The following is a 20047-nucleotide window of genomic DNA, read 5'->3' on the forward strand; positions in this document are numbered from 1 at the left end:
AATGCGCCTTGTAAGCTAGTCACAAAGCAGTTTTGACTGTTTTCGGAGATGTCTACTCTTTAATGGAGTTCAAATACTCTTTAACGGAGTTCAAAGGCTAATTAATGGAGTTCAGAGGCTGATTAACGAGTATCAAAGGCTCATTAATGGAGTTCAGAGGCTGATTAATGAGTATCAAAGACTCATTAATGGAGTTCAAAGGCTGATTAATGAGTATCAAAGACTCAAGAACCAGACGCAGCTTTAGTAGGTCTACCTTTGATAGCCTTAGAGGTTGTTTGAAAAGTATTTCACTGTGATTTTAGGCACTTTTAGATCCCCCCTAACCCCCCTTAAAAAGGTGGGAACCGGAATCAAAGTCCCCCTTTATAAGAGGGATTTAGGGGGATCTAGAACTTTTTATACCGACAATGCGACTTTTCAAACATCCTCTTAAAGCGATCGCCTAACTGTTCAGCGACAGTCTTTAAACCGGGAGTCTTTTTCGATGCAGTCTTGATGTAATCATAAACAGTCAAACTGCTAATCATCGCTTCACTACCGACAGCCATTAGGGTATCATCTACCTGTTTGGTGAGTTGCTCATCAGCAACCCTGTCGAGCAGAAAAACGTAATTTATACAGTATTTTGCAGTTTCTACGAGAAGTAGGTCGTGCTTAAGCGATAATAAATACATTTGCTTATAGATGCACAGTTATGATCTGCTGCCTCAATCCAACTTGCCACAATCCGCCCAATCCCGATCGCACAATGTTTTGCTCAAACTGCGGTGTAGGATTGGTAGTGCTGAGAAACCGCTATCGCCCGATTAAATCATTAGATGCTGGGGGATTTGGTAAAACTTATTTGGCAGAAGATATCGACAAACTAAATGAGCATTGTGTCATCAAGCAATTTGCACCGCAAGTACAGGGAACAGGCGCACTAAACAAAGCCACGGAACTATTTGAGCAAGAAGCAAAGCAACTGCAACAGTTAGGAAAACATCTCAAAATTCCCACACTGTTGGCATATTTTGAGCAAGATAATCGCCTGTATTTGGTACAGGAGTTTATCGAAGGGCAGAATTTATTAGCGGAATTACAACAGCAAGGAATTTTCAACGAGCAAAAAGTCAGAGAATTATTGCTTGATTTGTTAGATATTCTCAAAACAGTTCATCAATACAAAGTCATTCACCGCGATATCAAGCCAGAGAATATCATTCGTCGCAGTGATGGGAAGTTGGTACTCATTGACTTTGGTGCATCCAAGCGACTGACAGCAACGGTGATGAAGCAAGTAGGAACAACCATTGGTTCCTTTGGTTATGCGCCACTGGAACAGATGGAAGGAGGTGAAGCTTACCCAACGAGTGATTTATATAGTATCGGTGCAACCTGCTTTCACCTGTTGAGTGGAATTTACCCTTGGGAACTTTGGAAACGACAAGGTTATGGTTGGGTTGCGAGTTGGCGACAGCATTTACAGCAACCAGTGAGTCAAGAATTGGGGCGAATGCTAGATAAATTGTTGCAAGAAGAATACCAGCAGCGTTATCAGTCAGCAGAGGAAGTTTTACAAGATTTAAATCCCCCGCTATCGCCTTCAATACTTCCAACCCAGCCAGTAATTGCAACTCCAGTATCACCGCCACCGTCTACAGTAATTTCTCAGCCGCCAGCATCAACGCTAGTAGCACCAGCAAAGCCACTAAGAATACCACAAGGATTGCTACAAAAGCTATCCAGACAAAATATTAATTTGAGAAAAAGATTCCTGGTGGGTGCTGCTATTACAATAGTTGGAACTCAAATATATGGCTATGTTCGTGATGTCTTATTTCCAACTAGTCCCATATCTGTAATTGCTAGCAAAGATAGCGATGTTTTCTTAGAAAGAACCCTCACAGGGCATTCTTACGTGCTTAATTCCGTCGCCATCAGCCCAGATGGCAACACCCTTGCCAGTGGTGATCGTGGCGGTACGATCAAACTGTGGAATCTCGCAACCGGAGAGCAAATTCGCACCCTCACTGGGCATTCTTTCCAGGCTTTTTCCGTCGCCTTTAGCCCAGATCGCAAAACCCTTGCCAGTGGTGGTGGTGACAGCACCATTAAACTGTGGAATCTGGCAACCGGAGAGCAAATTCGCACCCTCACTGAGCATTCTAACGTGGTTGCTTCCGTCGCCTTTAGCCCAGATGGCAAAACCCTTGCCAGTGGTAGTGCTGACACCATCAAACTGTGGAATCTGGCAACCGGAGAGCAAATCTGCACCCTCACTGAGCGTTCCAACGACGTTAATTCCGTCGCCATCAGCCCAGATGGCAAAACCCTTGCCAGTGGTAATGATCACAACACCATCAAACTGTGGAATCTGGCAACCGGAGAAGAAATTCGCACTCTCACAGGGCATTCCGATAAAGTTTGGTCTATCGCCATTAGCCGAGATGGCAAAACCCTTGCCAGTGGTAGTCTTGACAACACCATCAAACTATGGAATCTGGCAACCGGAGAACAAATCCGCACCCTCACAGGGCATTCTGAGGAGGTTAATTCTGTCGCCTTTAGCCCAGATGGCAAAACCTTTGCCAGTGGTAGTGTTGACAACACCATCAAACTGTGGAATCTGGCAACCGGAGAGCAAATCCGCACCCTCACTGAGCATTCCAACGACGTTAATTCCATCGCCTTCAGCCCAGATGGCAAAACCCTTGCCAGTGGTAGTAATGACAAAACCATCAAAATTTGGCGGCTACGGTAGCTAGGACTGACCTAAGCTAAAATTAAAACGGTTTAACCAAGGCATGAGTAAGGAATTGAACAATGGCAACAGAAACAATTACTCTGCAAATTCCAGAAATACTCTATCAGCGTTTACTCAACACTGCCCAAGCTCAACGTCGCCCCATTGACGAAGTAATAGTTCATGCTTTGCAGGTAGGTAGTCCTCCCGAATGGGATGATGTCCCAGAGGAATTCCAAGCTGACCTCGCGGCTTTAGATAAACTAGATGATAATAGTTTGTGGCAAATTGTCCGCAGTCGCAAAACAGCAGAGCAAATGGAGCGATATAACTTGCTGCTGGAGCGTAATTCTAGTGGTAACATTACAGATGCAGAACAATTAGAACTAATAAAACTGCGTCACGAAGCTGACCGTTTTATGCTGTGTAAAGCCCAAGCTGCTGTTTTACTCCGTTGGCGAGGACATCATGTGCCAACTCCTTAAACTGTTGTGTCTAAATACATTCCTGAAAGCTTAAAAACTCAAATAGCTGATAGTGATAAAAGACGTTGCTGTTATTGCTTAACAACTGAAGCAAATAGCGGTATTCCCATGACCTTTTTTGAATTAAAAATTAAAAATTAAAAGTTAAAAATTAAGAATAAGAATAATTTTTAATTAATTAATTTTGGGTACAAGCCCCCACTGAAATCAAAGATTTCAGTGGTCTACAATCAGTGGTGGGTTCAAGCCCCCACTGATTGCAATTTTTAATTAATAATTTTTAATTTTTAATTGGAGCGAAGCGACTTGACCTATGACCATATTCACCCCCGCTCAAAAGGTGGAGAAACTATCTTTGCAAATCTTTGTTTAGCTTGTCGCTCTTGCAATGAATTTAAAGCCGATTCAACCGAAGCTATAGACCCTTTAAGTGGGGAAAAAACGCCTCTATTTAATCCACGTCAACAAAGATGGTCTGAACATTTTGCTTGGAATGCTGATGCTACAAGGGTTGAAGGTTTAACTACTACTGGTAGGGCTACAATTGTTTGCTTGCGAATGAATAATCCAGTTATAGTTGTTGCGCGACGACGTTGGACAATTAGTAGTTGGCATCCTCCAGATGATGTATTTTAAAGTTTCAAGCAGTTCAATAAGCCAAAGTTACGCTGAATAAATTATAATTTACGTATGATGTGAATTATGAAAAACAACGTAATAGCAAGTATTTCACGCTTTGTAGAGACGCGATATTTCGCCTCTCTACTCTAGAATTAAACTAAAATTAAGATTATTTACTCTGGGAAAAATTATGGTTAACACCTATGACGAAATATTTGATGCTGCATTGTCTTTACCTCCAGGGTTAAGAGCAATGCTGGCTGAACATTTATTTAAAAGCCTAGATGCAGAAAATCAATTAGAAATTGATACTCTGTGGGCAGAAGAAGCAGAGAAAAGGTTTCAAGCCGTTGAACAAGGCGAAGTTACTCTAATTCCTGGCGAACAGGTATTGCGAGAGCTACGTTCTAGGAGTAAGTAATGGACTATGATTTTCATCCTGATGCTAAACAGGAATTAGATAATGCTGTTGCTTACTATGACAATATCAGCCGCGAGATGGGAGACGCATTTGTTACCGAAGTTGAACGCGCTCTCAATCGCATTGAACAGTTCCCACAAGCATGGACTCAATTATCAAAAAATACAAGACGCTGCCGCATAGCTAGTTTTCCCTATGGGATAATTTATGCCATCACAGAGCAGCAAATTTTAATAGTTGCAGTCATGCACCTCCAGCGTCAGCCAAATTACTGGACTAATAGAATCTGAAAGTACACCATTTGTTTTTGTCAATTTAATTATTCTGAAGATTCATTGCTCTTGCGGCTATTTTCTGCGTCAATTCTCTGTCTAATCGCTTCCTCAGCTATGCGAATATTTTCCTCTAGTTGTGTTCCATCTGCTGTAGCGAGTGGAGGCATAGTTTTCCATTTCAAACTAGGATGATGAAACAGCGCACGCATAGCTTCCATATCATCACGGTGTTCTAATACATATTTTCTTAACTCAGGTACACTCATCTCTTCAAAGTTCAGTTTCATCTACAAACCTCCAAGGTTCATGAGAGGGTACGATGATTTGTATGTCCTCGCCTGCCAAAATATATACATTTCCAGTTTTGTCATCAAATCTGAACAACCGGATGTCACGATAGCAGTTAGACAACATCTGACAAACTATTAAACAAGTTATAGCTTGCTGTGCATTGGGATATATGGTGTTTTCCTCAATTGTGACATAAATAATATAAGTCTTATAGTGTCACAACATCCAGAGTGAAAACCGACAGCATATTTTATCGCCTATTTCAAGAATTCCCCAGCATCTTCTTTGAACTAATTGGCAACCCTCCCGAAACCGCCAACACCTATCAATTTGCTTCAGTTGAAATCAAACAAACAGCTTTTAGAATTGATGGTGTGTTTCTTCCCATCCAAGATGAAGAAAGCCCGATTTATTTTGTCGAGGTTCAGTTTCAACCAGACACAGAGATTTACTTACGCTTAGTATCAGAAATTTCTTTATACTTACGCCAAAATAGACGCAAAAATCCTTGGCGAGGAGTGGTGATTTATCCCAGCAGAGATATAGATATAGGTGAGAAAGAAGATTTCATAGAATTCTTCCACAGCCAGCGTATCAGTAGAATTTACTTAGATGAATTAGGCTCAGCTGCATCCTTACCAATAGGCATTGCTACGATAAAATTAGTAATTGAAGACGAAGATACAGCCATTAACAGCGCCAAGGAATTAATCAACCGCACCCAGCAAGCAGTAAATTTGCAACTTCCACAAAAACAATTATTAGAATTGATAGAAACAATCTTAGTTTATAATTTCGTCGTAGACTTTGGTAGTATTTACAGATGTAGTCATGAGATTACCTCTTTTTATTTAATTTTACTGATTTACAACGCCACTTTTAATGACTTTGCTAATGTTTTAGGCTCTGGTAGAATTTCATCGTCAGCCAAAGACGATTCAATCAGCATCTCTAGCACTTGTTGAGCATTTTTTAGAGCGCCTTTGTAAGTCTCCCGGTGAGTGTGGCAAAATTCTCCCCATTCAGTAAAACTGACAACAAAACACTCATTTTCATCAGACCATTGAATAATTATCGTGAATATTTAGCTAGAAACAGAAAAAGTAACCTAAACTAAAATGAAAATAACCTGCTACTAAATCTGAAAAAGTATGGTTAACACCTATGATGAAATCTTCGATGCTGCATTGTCATTACCTCCAGGATTAAGAGCAATGCTTGCTGAACATTTGTTTAAAAGTCTGGATGCTGAAAATTAACTAGAAATTGATACTCTGTGGGCGGAGGAAGCAGAGAAAAGATTTCAAGCTGTTGAACAAGGCGAAGTTACTCTAATTTCTAGTGAACAGGTGTTGCGAGAGCTGCGTTCCAGGAGTAAGTAATGGCTTATGATTTTCATCCTGATGCCAAACAAGAATTAGATGATGCTGTTGGTTACTATGACAATATTAGCTGCGAGATGGGGGACGCATTTCTTGCCGAAGTTGAACGCGCTATCAGTCGTATTGAACAGTTTTCAGAAGCATGAACTCAATTATCAAAGAATACAAGATGCTGCCGCGTAGCTAGTTTTCCTTATGGAATCATTTATGCCATCAGAGAGCAGCAAATTTTAATAGTTGCAGTCATGCACCTTCAACGTCAACCAAATTACTGGGCTAATAGAATCTGATATGCCGAATTGTTCTCCAGTTTTTTACCAGTCATTGCTTCAAAATTCGGTTGCATTTAAAAACCTCCCAATAGCGATCGCACAATTACTTTCTTTGCTTATCTATGCAACTTCCAAGGATTTTCCTAGCATTTTAGGCTCCGGTAGAGGTTCACCATCAACCAAAGATGACTCAATCAGCATTTCTAAAACTTCCTGAGCATTTTTAAGAGCGTCTTCGTAAGTCTCTCCGTGAGTGCAAGGCTGCATTAAATGGGTAAACTCAGGCAGCAAAACCACATAACATTGGTCTTCTTCTGACCATTGAATCACGATTGTATATTTCATTCTTCTGTCTCCTGATCTTGTTTAATTTTATTTAGTTCTTCTAGTGCTTCATTGACTTGCTTTTCTAAATAAGGTTTGGCATCGCTACTATCTTTACCAGCAATGATGATAGCTTTTGCATCGGTAAAAGTTAACTCATGCCAACGGTTGATAAAATCCTGAATTTGCTCTGAGTCTAAATCTTGTAATATAAAGTGGCGGAACTCAGCATTAAGCAATCGTTGCGGTTTATAGCCAATAATCCGAGAAGTGACAATTACCTGCACATCAGGATAGTCGTTAGTAAAGCGATGAATATCAGTAATTACATCCTCTCGCTTACCAGGGTCAAAGACCTCATCCAAACCATCAAACATCACTAAGGCATTACCAGCTTTTAATTGTTTATCTAGTTCAAGCTGATTGAGATGATGAATTGCACCACTACATTGATGAAAAAATTCTAGAAAATTATTGCACTCTTTATCTTCCCGTCGCCGCATATAAGTGCGTAACTCAATTAACAAGGGAATTGGTAATGAGATAACATTATCCAGTGGTGACTCAGCCCAATTCAAAGCCAGAAATTGCAACAATGTAGACTTACCTGAACCAGGATCGCCCAAAATCACAATATATTTATAATCTTGCTTTTTATTGACAACATCTAATACTGAATGGATCGGCTGTTCAAAATAAACCCGTTTGTGGCGTTCTAATTCTTCTAATTCCACTTCTGCTTCTACTTGGTCGCTTTCTCGCAACCGTCTAAGATGTTCTTTAGGCAGTTCGTGAACTTGTGCTAAAACTTGATGAGTTTCCCGGACATTTTGAGCAGTAAAAATCCGCCATAATTTAAGTTCGTTATAGGCATAAACGCTAGTATCTAAGCTATCTAACTTGAGATTGCCATAGTGTTCGTGGATTCCTTTTTGATATTTAACTAAATTAAAATCTACAATAAACCCAGCAATTTCTTTGGTATTTATTTCAATATCAGATAATTTTTTTAATTCTAGGATATGGTGTAATTCTTTTGAATCTAAAAGAAGTTCTTGGACTTGTGTAAAATACTGCTCTGTAAGTGATTGCCAGTTAAACTTAGATGGCAGAGGTTTTAATTGCAGCCTGTTCCAACTATCTTCTAGGGTTTTAGCGTCTAGAGATTCACAATTAATATCAAAAGCCTGACCAAGAACTTCTGTAACCGACTTATCGCTGATAAATTTATGGATGTCTTTGGTGTACTCTTTAATCTCAGTTTCAGCCAGTTTGCAACGAACCTTTAACTGCTGCTGCATAAGTTGTAAAAATTCCTTTAAGGCTTTCCCCGCAGCAATTTCTATGTCTTCCTTCTTAAGTTTCTGGAAAATCTTGCCAGGGATGCCTTTTAATAAATCTTTAGCCCAATCTTTAGCAGCATCCTTGGTTAAGTCTTCCAGAATGGGTTTAAAAATTAACCCGGCGGCCTGAGTTACACCCCAAATAGCTAACCAGTCCAGCATAATACTCGCTTCTGTTGAGATTTTGATTACGAGTATATACACTAGCTTGAGTAATGTCTCCGACTTTCAGGGTGATTGCAGAAACATCACAGGTATCTGAAGAACCTCTCTCCTAAAAGGAGAGAGACTTTGAATTTTTCCCCTTCCCAACCCGGGAAGACAGTTAGCGGTTAGGTTTCGCGTTAGTTTTTTAGATCGATTGCTAAGTGCGATGTCTACGATGGGCTGCGCCTACCCAATTTTTCTGCGAAACGTTGAATTTTCTCTTGCGGTGTAGGATAGCGTTTTTCTGACCGATCGTACCAATAAAGCCATTCTCTGGTTACACCGAAATAGGGAATTGGTATAAGTTACGTTAGGTTATAATTAGCAGTCAAACTTTTAAAACCAATGAACTGGAAACTTGACGAAGCACAACAAAAACTCCCAGAGGTAATTGATGCGATTGCATCAGAACCTCAATTAATCTTCAAGCAGGACAAATTAGTTGCTGCGATCGTAGAACCTAAACCTTTCCAAGATTTCCTTGCTTGGCATCAACAACAAAAAGTCTCTTCCCTCACAGATGCTTTTGTCGAACTACGTCAACTCTGTGCTGAAGAAAATTACATTTTAGAAACTCCTCCACGATGTGGCGATCGCCATATCCCATTTGCTGAGGAATAGTATGAGCTTTCTCTGCGATACTAACATTCTCAGTGAATTATCAGTGAATTAGCTCGTCCACTACCCAATCCTGGAGTCATTGCCTGGAGTAAAAGCATCTCATCAATTTTTCTGAGTGCTATTACATTGAAAGAAATTTGCTATGGCTTATCAGCAAAACCCAATCACAGAATTCAAACTTGGCTTGATAATTTTTTGGTAACTTACTGTTAGGTAATCCCTGTCAGCCCAGAAATTGCTAAACGTGCGGGTGAATTAAAAGGATACTTACAAACTCAAGGAAAACCTCGCACTCAAGCGGACATAATCATTGCCGCAACCGCCGAAATTCACCAAATCACATTAGTAACAAGAAATACAAAGGACTTCGAGGGATGCGGTATTGCCATACTTAATCCATTTACTTAAGTTTTGAGATGCGATGTCTACGACGGGCTGCGCCAACGCAATTTCCCCCACAGTGCGATCGCTCTCGCTACAACCATGAGCCGCCGCTAATTATACCAAGGGATATGTGCAATCAATCACCACTATTTGAGAAAAACCAAGTCCTCAGCGTTAGGTTTTGCAAACAAAAACTTGGCTTTTTGACTGGGAAGTAACGCTGTTAAGACCTTCTACATAATGGTTTTGAGACTAAGTAGCTTGAGGGCTATTTTAATTGGAAAGAGCGATCGCTCTGACTTTTTTCTAACTCTCGGTTGATGAATTTTTTGATGAGTTAGAAAAAATAGCAGTAGATAAAGATATTTTAAGTGTTTAAAAAAAATAATACCCCTGAGTTAGCTTTGTTCAGACTCTCGGTCAAATCGGCTAGCCGAGAATTATGTGTAACATAGATCGCTACCAAGCTAGAGGAAAATTAAAAATGGTTGCATTTACTCTAAAACCAACACAGATACTTGGACGCATACTATCCACATCACTAATTAGTTTGATGTCTTTAGAGGTTCTTACCATCGCAGCGATCGGCCAACCGCCCCCTGCGTCTGTCGAAACCAAGCTGAAAGTGCCTAGTACAATGACCTCTTGGCCCTTTAATACTAACCGTTACTTGAAAGTGCCGCCCAATTTCTCCGTCTCAGTTTATGCTCGCATTAACAAAGCTCGCTTTATGGCAGTTACTCCCAATGGGGATCTTCTAGTATCACAGCCCAGTTCAGGTAAAGTGTTAATTGTCCGGTCAAATGGCAGCAAAGACCCAATTATTTCTGACTTCGTGACGGGTCTACGCAAACCACACGACATTGTGTTTCATAAGATTGACAACACCACATACATTTATATCTCTGAGAGTCATCAAATTAACCGCTTCATCTACAACTCTGGAGACTTAATCGCAAAAAATCGTCAAATCGTTGTAGTTGGCTTACCAGACAGCAGCACACAGGAACTCAAAGGCGCTTATGGTCACGAACTGAAAAATATCGCACTTGATGCCAACCACAAACTGTACGTGTCGATCGCCTCTACATGCAATGCCTGTAAGGAAGATACTGTCAGTACTCCAAAACGTGGTGCAATTTACCAGTACAACGCTAATGGAACCAATCAGCGACTTTTTGCCCAAGGTTTACGTAATGCTGAAGGGTTAGCATTCTTACCTGGCACAAATGACCTTTGGGTAGTCGTTAATAATCGAGATAACATCACCTATCCCTTCAAAGATAGCAGTGGCAATTACGGTAAGATTATCCCCTCCTACGTAGACAACCACCCACCAGAGGAGTTCACGAAAGTCCGAGATGGCGGTAACTACGGTTGGCCATTCTGCAATCCCAATCCTGACACGTCAAACGGCCTCAACAATATGCCATTTGACCGCGACTATCAGTTCAATGCTGATGGAAAGGTTAATTGCAATGCAATGGACAGGATTAGCAAAGGTATCCAAGCCCATTCAGCTCCCTTGGGATTAACATTCTTACAAAATACCAACTTTCCCAGCCTATACTCAAATGGTGCAGTGGCAGGGCTGCATGGTTCATGGAATCGGCAGAAGAAAACGGGCTACAAAATAGCTTACTTTCCCTGGAACAGTAAGACAAAGACCCCAGGGCAGGAGATAGATTTAGTCACCGGTTGGGTAGTTCCAGCAACGCAAGAAACCTGGGGGCGACCTGTGGATATGGTAGTAGACCGACAAGGTAATTTGTTAATTTCGGATGACTACAGCGGCACTATCTATAAGCTCTCCTACACGCCGTCATAACTGGTTAAGGTCTACAAAGACCCTAACTTTGGCGGAATTTCCCAGTCTTTTCTTACGGCTCCAGGAGTATACAAAGCCAACCGAGGTGACTTAAATATTGTTGGTAATAACTGCGATCGCAATTTTTCCCACTGCACGCCCAGTTTCACTATAACTATGAGCCGCCGCTAGTTCTTGTAAGGGATATGTGCGATCGATCACCACACGAATTTTACCCCATTCAATCAATTCTTTCAGATAAACCAAATCTTGAGTGTTGGGTTTTTGCAAAATAAATTTTGCTTTTTGACCGGCAAGGAACGCCGTTAAGACGCTCTCTAAGAAGAATTCGGGGCTGGGTAGTGTGGTGATATAAATTCCATTGGGTTTGAGGACTCTTTTGGTTTGAGAGAGCGATCGCTTACCCACTGCATCAAAGATAATGTCATACTGCGCTATATCTTCGGTGAAATCTTGCTGCGTATAATCAATCACGCGGTCTGCTCCTAGAGATTTCACCAAATCCAAATTTTTGGTACTACTAACTCCCGTCACCACTGCCCCTAAAGCCTGAGCAATTTGCACTGCAAAACTGCCTACACCTCCCGCAGCCCCATTAATCAACACAGCTTGTCCTGTTTGAATATTTCCCTGATCTCGCAGCGCTTGGAGAGCCGTGAGCGCTGCTAACGGCACAGCCGCAGCTTCTTCATAAGATAAGTTCGTTGGTTTGAGCGCCACCAAGTTTTCTGGAACAGCTGCAAATTCGGCATACCCTCCTCCAGGGAAGCTAGTACTGCCATAAATAGCATCTCCTGGTTTAAAACGGGTGACACCAGAACCAACTGCTACGACATCTCCCGCCACATCAAACCCCAGAATCTTCGGAAATTTGCTGCCGGCAATCAAACTCAACATCCCCTGACGAATTTTCCAATCAATGGGATTAATGCTACTAGCACGAACTTTCACAAGTAACTGCGTTGAATCAATTTTCGGCTGCTCCACGTCTTCGTACTCCAACACCTCAACCGCGCCATATCGACGGATAAGGACTGCTTTCATTACATTCCTCCTGCTACCCTATTTTGCTGAATTAACTCAGACAGCCTGTTTTTTCTGATAAATCTAGTGTAGCGATGTCTACGATGAGCTACGCCTACGTATGATATTTAACGAAGATGCAAGGCACAATCAGAGATTCCCTAAAATAGAAATATCAGTCTAAAACTACACCTGTATGCCAGCTAGAGACCTTTATCACAACAATGTTAAAAATGCTTTGATTAAAGACAAATGGACAATTACTCATGACCCACTGACTCTGAAGTTTGGTAAAAAAGATTTGTATGTTGATTTAGGTGCTAGATAACTGTTAGCAGCAGAAAAAGCAGAATCCAAAATTGCAGTTGAGATTAAAAGTTTTATCGGCAGATCGGATGTTGATGATTTAGAAAAAGCATTGGGTCGGTATATTTTATATCAGGATATCTTGATTGAATTGGAGCCAGAACGAGTACTATATCTTGCAGTACCTAACAGTGTTTTTGATGATTTATTTGAAGAACCTATCGGCAAACTGTTACTGAGAAATCATCGTTTAAAGCTGATTACCTTTGATCCAAAACAGGAGGTTATTAAACAATGGATTATACCAAGTTAGACGACTATCGCCAAGTGATTGAAACTATCCTCAGTGAATATGCTTCACTACCCTATTCTTATGCCAATATTCAATCAGAAGTGGTGTTTGATCGAACCCACGATCGCTATTTGTGGATGGATATTGGTTGGGATGGCGATCGCCGCATTCATGGCTGTCTGGTTCATATTGACCTAATTGATGGCAAAATCTGGATTCAACGGGATGGCACAGAAGAAGGCATTGCCGCCGATTTAGAACGGGCTGGAATTCCTAAAGAAGATATTGTTCTGGGGTTTCGTCCACCGGAGTTAAGACCCTACACTGGCTATGCAGTTGCTTAAAGTGCGTAGGTGCAGCCCGTCGTAGACATCGCTCTTTAAAAGTTAACACGGAACATTCTCTTTATTCTTCAGTGGTAAATACAACACCTTCATACAGCAATTCAATTGGACACTCAAATTTAATGCTCGATAGAGTGACGATATCTCCAGCCGTGTAGGGATAGTAAAGCCACATCCTACCCTCACCCCGACAGTAACGCTCAACGGAGATTTGTTCCGAGTCAATCAAGATATATTCTTGCAAACTGGGGATTGTCAGATAATAAGTGAATTTTTCACCCCGATCTTTAGCGCTTGTAGCAGGGGAAAGAACTTCGGTAATCAACTTCGGATGTTGAATAAAGTTGCAGGCATTCAGGTCTTCAGGGTCGCAACTGACAATAACATCAGGATAATAGTAGCGGCTCTGGGCAGTGAGTTGCATTTTCACATCTGACACATTCACTCGACAACCCCTGGAACGCAAATGAGGATACAAAGCTCTCTAGAGATTTAGTGCAATGTCGTTATGGGGAATTGTACCGCCTGTCATGGCAAACACTTCGCCATTGGCATATTCGTAGCGAACGTCTTGCTGAGGTTCCCATTCGAGATATTCCTCAACGGTCATTTTTAGCGGCTGTTGGGGGATAGCGATCATAACTTAAGATTTTTTCACGCTTGATTTGATTGTAGCTAAATAGTATCAGTAACAAAGAGCGATATCTGGAAAACCTCTCTCCTAAAAGAAGAAAGATTTTAAACTTTCCCCTTTCCTAGCACAGGAAGGTGGTTGAGGTTTTTGCTAAGGTTTGTAATGAGCAATTAAGAAAATTCATTGCGATCGCTCAATCATGTTAGATTATAGTTTGTTGTTTCTCTTAAACACAAAATCCGACAGTTTCCTACCCATCTCCTCATTGTGGGAATCAAAAAAAGGAGTTAAAAGTTAAGTTTTTTGAAAATGATATGCAGCAATACACCTATTTTCATTACCTCATATCGCTTATCAGATAAGACTTTCAATCACAATTGAATATCATTGTCAAAGCAAAAATTAAATAAATATGAATTGCATTTTTACCCTCAAAAAAATGATATGTTAGATACAGAATTGAATTTCGCACGTTTCTGGAGTAGAACGATGTAGACTACTCCAGTTTTTCACCCTCAAACCCTTGGCATTTATTGCTTTTGACGGAACTTGAGGGCAATCTGAGTACACATTTAAATAACCCAAACCTAGTTTCAAGTTAGTTAAAGTTATTGCTGGGATTGGGTTTTAGCTGAGTACAAATAAATCCTGAGCCCCCATCTATAAACACTAGAACCCCAACCAAAAAAGACTAGAACCCCTACCTGAAAAAAACTTTTTTAATTCTTGTAATGCTTGAAGAATTAGGGTTTTTAGTATTTGAGTACAAATGTAATAAATCCAATAAATTCTATCCTAGAGAGACGCAACATCTGGCTGGGAGACGGCTGCTATAAATCTTATATCGCCAATCACCTAACGCTCTGAAACAAAACAAAGCGAAAAGTGAGTGGAGAGATGACATAGCACCATGCCTGAAGTGAATAGAAGTCGCGGCTGTAAGCACAAATTCTACCCAAGAACCGAACGTTGACACACACCAGCCGAACATCAGATATCTATTGCCTGCCTGACTTGAAAACAAGTTGCCCGAACCCAAGGGTTTGCAGGCAGTGTGAAAGACGCGACTTCAATTCTGGGCATGAAAAAGTAGCAACAGCATCTCCCACAGTGGCAGCCAAGTCCACCGACCTTTTGCGAAACTCAATGACATCACCGTCTACACGACTCCTCAACTCCAACGCTACGGAATCGCCAACCCAAGCAAAATCAGGTGGTTGCGGCTGCGACAGCCCCAGCAGCGCCACTGTAGAAAGGGATGAAAAACTGGAAGAACGCATTGCTAAACATCCCTGCTACAGCGAAGACGCTCATCACCACTACGCCCGGATGCACGTTGCAGTTGCTCCAGCTTGCAACATTCAATGCAACTATTGCAACCGCAAATATGATTGCGCTAACGAAAGCCGTCCGGGAGTAGTTAGCGAATTGCTAACGCCAGAAGAAGCAGCACACAAAGCTTTGGTTATTGGCGGCAAGATTCCTCAAATGACAGTTGTGGGAATTGCTGGCCCTGGCGACCCACTGGCGAACCCAGAAAAGACCTTCCGCACATTTGAGTTGATTGCAGCGCAAGCACCAGACATCAAGCTGTGCCTATCAACCAATGGTTTAATGCTGCCTGACTACATCGATCGCATTAAACAATTAAATATAGATCACGTTACGATCACCATTAACATGGTAGATCCAGAGATCGGTGCTCAGATTTATCCTTGGGTTCACTATAAGCGCAAGCGTTACAGAGGTCTTGAAGGTGCGACAATTCTCCACGAAAGACAGATGGAAGGATTGCAAGCCCTCAAAGATGCTGACATCTTGTGCAAAGTCAACTCCGTGATGATTCCCGGAATTAATGACCATCACTTAGTCGAAGTGAATCGAGTCATCCGTGAAAAAGGTGCATTCTTGCACAACATCATGCCATTGATTTCTGCACCAGAACATGGCACACACTTCGGTTTAACCGGTCAACGCGGCCCTACACCCAAAGAACTCAAAGAAGTTCAAGACAATTGCTCTGGTAACATGAAAATGATGCGTCACTGTCGCCAGTGCCGTGCCGATGCAGTCGGATTGTTGGGAGAAGACCGCAGCCAGGAATTTTCCAAAGAGAAATTCTTGGAAATGGCTCCAGAATACGACATGGAACAACGCGCTACCGTTCACGAAGGTATTGAGAAGTTTAAAGAAGAACTTAAAGTAGCCAAAGACAAAGCGCTAGCCGGCAAGAAATTTGCCAACAGTCCTAAAATCTTAGTTGCAGTAGCAACCAAAGGCGGCGGATTGGTTAACCAACACTTCGGTCATGCGAAAGAATTCCAAATTTACGAAGTGGGTGGGGACGAAGTTCGCTTTGTCAGCCATCGCAAAATTGACCAATACTGCCAAGGTGGATACGGCGAAGAAGCTTCTTTTGAGCATATTATGAAAGCGATCGCAGATTGCAAAGCAGTTTTAACCTCCAAGATTGGTAACAGTCCTCAAGAAAAATTGCAAAAAGCTGGAATACAGACTGTTGAAGCTTACGACGTGATTGAAAAGGTTGCTTTGGAATTTTACGAGCAATACGTTAAGGAATTAGGGAATTAGGGAATAGGGCATGGGGCATGGAGAATAGAAGAAGAATTATCCCCAATGCCGCCAGTCGCCTCCTACGGAACTGTCTCCCCGATGCCCAATGCCCTGTTTGCCCAATGCCCCTTGCCCAAAAAAGGAGAATAAATCATGGCTTACAAAATTATTACTAGCCAGTGTATTTCCTGCAATCTCTGTCTAACGGTATGTCCTACAAATGCAGTTAAAGTGGTTGACGGACAGCACTGGATTGACCCTGAACTTTGTACAAACTGCGTTGGTAGCATTCATACCGTGCCTCAGTGTAAAGCTGGTTGTCCCACCTGCGACGGTTGCATTCAGCAGCCTAGCGATTACTGGGAAGGCTGGTTTACCAATTACGACCGCGTAGTTGCTAAATTAACAAATAAACAAGATTATTGGGAACGTTGGTTTAACTGCTATTCCCAGAAATACTCCGAACAGTTGCAAAAGCGTCAATCCCAATCAGTGGGATCTGAAGCTTAAATAATTCGTAATTCTTAATTGAAGACAACAATGCAAAAAAACTGCATCTATCTTGATAATAATGCTACCACTAAGGTAGACCCAGAAGTTATAGAGGTAATGCTACCTTACCTCACAGATTATTACGGCAATCCCTCCAGTATGCATACCTTTGGTGGGCAAGTCGGTAAAGCAGTGAGAACAGCAAGAGAACAACTTGCAGCCATCCTGGGAGCCGATGAGTCAGAAATTGTCTACACAAGTTGCGGTACTGAGGGAGATAACGCCGCGATTCGAGCCGCACTGTTGGCGCAACCAGAAAAGCGACACATCATCACCACCCAAGTTGAACATCCAGCAGTACTCAATGTCTGCAAACAATTAGAAACCCAAGGTTACACTGTTACCTATCTTTCAGTAAATCATCAAGGGCAGTTAGATCTAGATGAACTAGAAGCTTCCTTGACGGGTAACACCGCCTTGGTGACAATTATGTATGCTAATAACGAAACCGGCACGATTTTCCCGATTGAGCAAATTGGGTTGCGGGTGAAAGAATATGGCGCTATCTTCCATGTAGATGCGGTGCAAGCAGTGGGAAAAATCCCCTTGAATATGAAGACTAGCACCGTTGATATGTTAACCCTGTCTGGTCACAAGCTGCACGGGCCTAAAGGCATTGGTGCTTTATATATTCGGCGCGGGGTTCGCTTCCGTCCCTTCATGATTGGGGGACACCAAGAACGCGGACGTAGGGCGGGAACAGAGAATGTTCCAGCAATTATCGCCTTGGGCAAAGCTGCGGAACTAGAACTGTTAAACTTAGAAGAAGCGACCACAAGAGAAAGAAGGCTGCGCGATCGCCTGGAACAAACTTTACTCGCTACAATTCCCGATTGTGTAGTCAATGGTGACGTTACGCAGAGATTGCCCAACACCACCAATATCGGCTTCAAGTATATTGAAGGTGAAGCTATCTTACTATCCTTGAATAAATACGGTATCTGTGCATCATCCGGTTCTGCTTGCACCTCCGGCTCATTGGAACCTTCCCACGTCCTGCGGGCAATGGGTTTACCCTACACAACTTTGCATGGTTCCATCCGCTTCAGTCTTTGTCGCTACACAACAGTTGCCGAAATCGATCAAGTGATAGAGGTAATGCCCACTATTGTGGAACGTTTACGCGCCCTCTCACCCTTCAAAAATGATGATGCAGGTTGGCTGCAAGAACAAGAGCAAGCATTGGCGCATCGCTAAGGATTAGGGACTAGGGGCATAGTGCATTGAGAATGGAACCAATGCCCAATGCCCCATGCCCGATGCCCCATACCCCAATCTAAAATCCAAAATCTAAAATCTAAAATTCATTATGTGGGACTACACCGATAAAGTATTAGAACTGTTTTACGATCCCAAAAATCAGGGAGAAATTGAAGAAACAAGCGAAGCTGGAGTTAAGGTTGCAACGGGAGAAATCGGTAGCATTGCTTGCGGTGATGCTCTGAGATTGCACCTGAAAGTGGAAGTAGAATCTGATAAGATTCTAGATGCTCGTTTTCAAACCTTTGGCTGTACTAGTGCGATCGCATCTTCTAGTGCATTAACCGAAATGATCAAAGGTTTAACCTTAGATGAAGCCCTGAAAGTGTCCAATAGAGACATTGCAGATTACCTTGGTGGTTTGCCAGAAGCAAAGATGCATTGCTCTGTTATGGGACAAGAAGCGCTAGAAGCCGCTATCTATAATTATCGTGGCATACCTCTAGCTACCCACGATGATGATGATGAAGGTGCATTAGTTTGCAGTTGCTTTGGAATCAGCGAGTCTAAGATTCGTCGCGTGATTCTAGAAAATCATCTCACGGATGCCGAACAAGTAACAAATTATGTGAAAGCTGGTGGCGGATGCGGTTCCTGTCTGGCTAATATCGATGATATTATTAGATCAGTTCAACAGGAATACGCCTCACCTGCTCTCAACAATTACGGCGTAAAAGTTGCCACAGAAATTGTTACGTCTAAAGAGCGATCACTAACAAACGTGCAAAAGATTGCTCTAATTCAAAAGGTTCTCGATGAAGAAGTCAGACCCGTACTCATTGCAGACGGGGGAGATGTAGAACTATATGATGTAGAAGGCGATCGCGTTAAAGTTGTACTGCAAGGTGCTTGCGGTTCCTGTTCTAGTAGTACAGCAACTCTGAAAATTGCGATCGAAGCCAGATTACAAGATCGTGTCAGCAAGAGCCTTGTAGTCGAAGCAGTTTAGGAATTGCTGTAGGACTTATCGTACTCTACAAATACGCCCTAATATGCATTCAGCCAGGAACAGAAAGTAGGATTTGAATTGAATCATTGTCTCCACTCGATGCTTCATACCAATTCGCCAAAAGAAAGATACAGATTGAAATCAAACTTTCTTATTACTAATTACGTAGACACCCAAAGGATTGCTTCCCCCAAGGTATTACGAATTACGAATTGGTATCAGCCCTACCACTATTACGGCTAACAGCATATAGGCTTCATAGATTAAGCGCCTACTTGCGAATTTCATTATCTAACTCGCTTCAAAGGAACAGGATATGAGCACATTGTACGACAAACTTGGCGGACAACCAGCTATTGAACAAATAGTAGATGAACTCCACAAACGCATTGCCACAGACAGCATCCTCAACCCATTTTTTGCTGGTACAGATATGCCCAAGCAGCGTAATCATCTAGTTGCTTTCTTATCTCAGATTTTTGAGGGACCAAAGCAATACGGCGGTCGTCCAATGGACAAAACACACGCTGGAATGAATTTACAGCAACAACACTTTGATGAGATTGCCAAGCTCCTAGGTGAATCAATGGCTGTGCGTGGAGAGTCAGCAGAAGACACCAAAGCTGCACTAGAGCGTGTCACAAATGTGAAAGGCGCTATTTTAAACAAGTAATAGGACTTACGCATTGATTGTTGACAAATAGCAAAGTCAAATCCTATTTGGTCTTTCCAACTGAAACACATTACGACGTATTTGTAAATTGCGTAGCTTTCTTTGTTCTTTGTCAAAACAAATGACAAAGGACAAAGGACAAAAAGAAAAGAAATTTAACCAGGAAATATATGTACTTGCTTTCAATCATTTTAGCTGTGGAGCGATCGCCCCCAGCAGGCACTTATGCCAACGCTACTAACGATGCTCTACACGCGC

General features: G+C 42.0%; 21 protein-coding genes and 4 pseudogenes. 18 read left to right on the forward strand and 7 right to left on the reverse strand.

Annotation, left to right across the window (positions count from 1 at the left end; genetic code table 11):
• Positions 1-389 precede the first annotated feature (389 nt).
• Positions 390-581 (reverse strand): annotated as a pseudogene (locus HWQ40_RS01475) (hypothetical protein); the annotation flags it as partial.
• Between the two features lie 116 nt (positions 582-697).
• Here HWQ40_RS01475 and HWQ40_RS01480 point away from each other — a divergent pair.
• The 5 genes from HWQ40_RS01480 to HWQ40_RS01500 all read left to right on the forward strand — a co-directional run bounded on the left by HWQ40_RS01480 (position 698) and on the right by HWQ40_RS01500 (position 4545).
• Positions 698-2746 carry a protein kinase gene (locus HWQ40_RS01480; protein WP_292774559.1) on the forward strand — a complete coding sequence of 683 codons (2049 nt, stop codon included), beginning with the start codon at positions 698-700 and terminating at the stop codon, positions 2744-2746.
• Positions 2747-2808: 62 nt separating this feature from the next.
• Entirely contained in the window at positions 2809-3213 is a 405-nt protein-coding gene (locus HWQ40_RS01485; protein WP_292774560.1) for a hypothetical protein, read from the forward strand.
• A 306-nt stretch (positions 3214-3519) separates the two neighbouring features.
• On the forward strand, positions 3520-3849 hold the full coding sequence (locus HWQ40_RS01490) for an HNH endonuclease (protein WP_292774562.1): 330 nt from the start codon (positions 3520-3522) through the stop codon (positions 3847-3849).
• A 175-nt stretch (positions 3850-4024) separates the two neighbouring features.
• Entirely contained in the window at positions 4025-4255 is a 231-nt protein-coding gene (locus tag HWQ40_RS01495; RefSeq protein WP_292774564.1) for an addiction module protein, read from the forward strand.
• Positions 4255-4545: a type II toxin-antitoxin system RelE/ParE family toxin gene (locus HWQ40_RS01500; RefSeq protein WP_292774565.1), complete on the forward strand. Its 291-nt coding sequence runs from the start codon at positions 4255-4257 to the stop codon at positions 4543-4545. The genes HWQ40_RS01495 and HWQ40_RS01500 overlap by 1 nt, the downstream gene beginning before the upstream one ends.
• 29 nt (positions 4546-4574) lie before the next feature.
• Here the strand turns inward: HWQ40_RS01500 and HWQ40_RS01505 are convergent, their stop codons facing one another.
• Positions 4575-4817 carry a hypothetical protein gene (locus HWQ40_RS01505; protein ID WP_292774566.1) on the reverse strand — a complete coding sequence of 81 codons (243 nt, stop codon included), beginning with the start codon at positions 4815-4817 and terminating at the stop codon, positions 4575-4577.
• A 234-nt stretch (positions 4818-5051) separates the two neighbouring features.
• Between HWQ40_RS01505 and HWQ40_RS01510 the strand changes: the two genes are divergently transcribed.
• Positions 5052-5786: an Rpn family recombination-promoting nuclease/putative transposase gene (locus tag HWQ40_RS01510; protein ID WP_292774568.1), complete on the forward strand. Its 735-nt coding sequence runs from the start codon at positions 5052-5054 to the stop codon at positions 5784-5786.
• On the opposite strand, the gene HWQ40_RS01515 is transcribed toward HWQ40_RS01510, so the two are convergent.
• Positions 5687-5905 (reverse strand): type II toxin-antitoxin system HicB family antitoxin, encoded by a 219-nt coding sequence (locus HWQ40_RS01515; RefSeq protein WP_292774673.1) that lies wholly within the window; start codon positions 5903-5905, stop codon positions 5687-5689. The genes HWQ40_RS01510 and HWQ40_RS01515 overlap by 100 nt on opposite strands.
• Before the next feature lie 190 nt (positions 5906-6095).
• Between HWQ40_RS01515 and HWQ40_RS01520 the strand changes: the two genes are divergently transcribed.
• A complete protein-coding gene (locus HWQ40_RS01520) occupies positions 6096-6203 on the forward strand; it encodes an addiction module protein (protein WP_292774674.1) in 108 nt (35 codons plus the stop codon).
• Positions 6203-6349: a type II toxin-antitoxin system RelE/ParE family toxin gene (locus HWQ40_RS01525; RefSeq protein ID WP_292774569.1), complete on the forward strand. Its 147-nt coding sequence runs from the start codon at positions 6203-6205 to the stop codon at positions 6347-6349. The genes HWQ40_RS01520 and HWQ40_RS01525 overlap by 1 nt, the downstream gene beginning before the upstream one ends.
• 246 nt (positions 6350-6595) lie before the next feature.
• On the opposite strand, the gene HWQ40_RS01530 is transcribed toward HWQ40_RS01525, so the two are convergent.
• Both HWQ40_RS01530 and HWQ40_RS01535 read right to left on the reverse strand, forming a co-directional pair.
• Positions 6596-6820, reverse strand: coding sequence for a type II toxin-antitoxin system HicB family antitoxin (locus HWQ40_RS01530; RefSeq protein ID WP_292774570.1), 225 nt, complete (start codon positions 6818-6820; stop codon positions 6596-6598).
• 119 nt (positions 6821-6939) lie between these two features.
• Positions 6940-8304, reverse strand: a pseudogene (locus HWQ40_RS01535) (NACHT domain-containing protein); the annotation flags it as partial.
• A 390-nt stretch (positions 8305-8694) separates the two neighbouring features.
• Here HWQ40_RS01535 and HWQ40_RS01540 point away from each other — a divergent pair.
• The 3 genes from HWQ40_RS01540 (at position 8695) to HWQ40_RS01550 (ending at position 11182) form a co-directional block, all read left to right on the forward strand.
• Positions 8695-8970 carry a prevent-host-death protein gene (locus HWQ40_RS01540; RefSeq protein ID WP_292774571.1) on the forward strand — a complete coding sequence of 92 codons (276 nt, stop codon included), beginning with the start codon at positions 8695-8697 and terminating at the stop codon, positions 8968-8970.
• 216 nt (positions 8971-9186) lie between these two features.
• The gene (locus HWQ40_RS01545) at positions 9187-9378 is read left to right on the forward strand and encodes a PIN domain-containing protein (RefSeq protein WP_292774675.1); all 192 of its coding nucleotides are present in this window, start codon (positions 9187-9189) and stop codon (positions 9376-9378) included.
• A gap of 460 nt (positions 9379-9838) precedes the next feature.
• The gene (locus tag HWQ40_RS01550) at positions 9839-11182 is read left to right on the forward strand and encodes a sorbosone dehydrogenase family protein (protein WP_292774572.1); all 1344 of its coding nucleotides are present in this window, start codon (positions 9839-9841) and stop codon (positions 11180-11182) included.
• A gap of 90 nt (positions 11183-11272) precedes the next feature.
• Here the strand turns inward: HWQ40_RS01550 and HWQ40_RS01555 are convergent, their stop codons facing one another.
• The gene (locus HWQ40_RS01555; protein ID WP_292774573.1) at positions 11273-12226 is read right to left on the reverse strand and encodes an NAD(P)-dependent alcohol dehydrogenase; all 954 of its coding nucleotides are present in this window, start codon (positions 12224-12226) and stop codon (positions 11273-11275) included.
• A 175-nt stretch (positions 12227-12401) separates the two neighbouring features.
• Here HWQ40_RS01555 and HWQ40_RS01560 point away from each other — a divergent pair.
• Positions 12402-12824: pseudogene (locus HWQ40_RS01560) on the forward strand (element excision factor XisH family protein).
• Positions 12806-13147: a XisI protein gene (locus HWQ40_RS01565; RefSeq protein ID WP_292774574.1), complete on the forward strand. Its 342-nt coding sequence runs from the start codon at positions 12806-12808 to the stop codon at positions 13145-13147. Before HWQ40_RS01560 ends, HWQ40_RS01565 begins: the two are co-directional and overlap by 19 nt.
• A gap of 61 nt (positions 13148-13208) precedes the next feature.
• Here HWQ40_RS01565 and HWQ40_RS01570 read toward each other — a convergent pair.
• Positions 13209-13787, reverse strand: a pseudogene (locus HWQ40_RS01570) (Uma2 family endonuclease).
• A gap of 1140 nt (positions 13788-14927) precedes the next feature.
• On the opposite strand from HWQ40_RS01570, the gene nifB reads away from it, so the two are divergent.
• The 5 genes from nifB to HWQ40_RS01595 all read left to right on the forward strand — a co-directional run bounded on the left by nifB (position 14928) and on the right by HWQ40_RS01595 (position 19789).
• Positions 14928-16373: a nitrogenase cofactor biosynthesis protein NifB gene (gene nifB, locus HWQ40_RS01575; protein WP_292774576.1), complete on the forward strand. Its 1446-nt coding sequence runs from the start codon at positions 14928-14930 to the stop codon at positions 16371-16373.
• Positions 16374-16508: 135 nt separating this feature from the next.
• Positions 16509-16865 (forward strand): 4Fe-4S binding protein, encoded by a 357-nt coding sequence (locus tag HWQ40_RS01580; protein WP_292774577.1) that lies wholly within the window; start codon positions 16509-16511, stop codon positions 16863-16865.
• Positions 16866-16895: 30 nt separating this feature from the next.
• Positions 16896-18104: a cysteine desulfurase NifS gene (gene nifS / locus HWQ40_RS01585; protein ID WP_292774578.1), complete on the forward strand. Its 1209-nt coding sequence runs from the start codon at positions 16896-16898 to the stop codon at positions 18102-18104.
• 112 nt (positions 18105-18216) lie between these two features.
• Entirely contained in the window at positions 18217-19116 is a 900-nt protein-coding gene (nifU, locus tag HWQ40_RS01590) for a Fe-S cluster assembly protein NifU (protein WP_292774579.1), read from the forward strand.
• Between the two features lie 316 nt (positions 19117-19432).
• Positions 19433-19789 carry a group 1 truncated hemoglobin gene (locus HWQ40_RS01595; RefSeq protein WP_292774580.1) on the forward strand — a complete coding sequence of 119 codons (357 nt, stop codon included), beginning with the start codon at positions 19433-19435 and terminating at the stop codon, positions 19787-19789.
• Positions 19790-20047 lie beyond the last annotated feature (258 nt).

Source organism: Nostoc sp. NMS9, assembly GCF_017114995.1.
In the GTDB taxonomy this organism is placed as follows: domain Bacteria; phylum Cyanobacteriota; class Cyanobacteriia; order Cyanobacteriales; family Nostocaceae; genus Nostoc.

Coding starts and splice junctions, on each gene's coding strand:
- HWQ40_RS01480 (WP_292774559.1), top strand. CDS start 698: ATGATCTGCTGCCTCAATCCAACTTGCCACAATCCGCCCAATCCCGAT.
- HWQ40_RS01485 (WP_292774560.1), top strand. CDS start 2,809: ATGGCAACAGAAACAATTACTCTGCAAATTCCAGAAATACTCTATCAG.
- HWQ40_RS01495 (WP_292774564.1), top strand. CDS start 4,025: ATGGTTAACACCTATGACGAAATATTTGATGCTGCATTGTCTTTACCT.
- HWQ40_RS01500 (WP_292774565.1), top strand. CDS start 4,255: ATGGACTATGATTTTCATCCTGATGCTAAACAGGAATTAGATAATGCT.
- HWQ40_RS01505 (WP_292774566.1), bottom strand. CDS start 4,817: ATGAAACTGAACTTTGAAGAGATGAGTGTACCTGAGTTAAGAAAATAT.
- HWQ40_RS01525 (WP_292774569.1), top strand. CDS start 6,203: ATGGCTTATGATTTTCATCCTGATGCCAAACAAGAATTAGATGATGCT.
- HWQ40_RS01530 (WP_292774570.1), bottom strand. CDS start 6,820: ATGAAATATACAATCGTGATTCAATGGTCAGAAGAAGACCAATGTTAT.
- HWQ40_RS01540 (WP_292774571.1), top strand. CDS start 8,695: ATGAACTGGAAACTTGACGAAGCACAACAAAAACTCCCAGAGGTAATT.
- HWQ40_RS01550 (WP_292774572.1), top strand. CDS start 9,839: ATGGTTGCATTTACTCTAAAACCAACACAGATACTTGGACGCATACTA.
- HWQ40_RS01555 (WP_292774573.1), bottom strand. CDS start 12,226: ATGAAAGCAGTCCTTATCCGTCGATATGGCGCGGTTGAGGTGTTGGAG.
- HWQ40_RS01565 (WP_292774574.1), top strand. CDS start 12,806: ATGGATTATACCAAGTTAGACGACTATCGCCAAGTGATTGAAACTATC.
- nifB (WP_292774576.1), top strand. CDS start 14,928: ATGACATCACCGTCTACACGACTCCTCAACTCCAACGCTACGGAATCG.
- HWQ40_RS01580 (WP_292774577.1), top strand. CDS start 16,509: ATGGCTTACAAAATTATTACTAGCCAGTGTATTTCCTGCAATCTCTGT.
- nifS (WP_292774578.1), top strand. CDS start 16,896: ATGCAAAAAAACTGCATCTATCTTGATAATAATGCTACCACTAAGGTA.
- nifU (WP_292774579.1), top strand. CDS start 18,217: ATGTGGGACTACACCGATAAAGTATTAGAACTGTTTTACGATCCCAAA.
- HWQ40_RS01595 (WP_292774580.1), top strand. CDS start 19,433: ATGAGCACATTGTACGACAAACTTGGCGGACAACCAGCTATTGAACAA.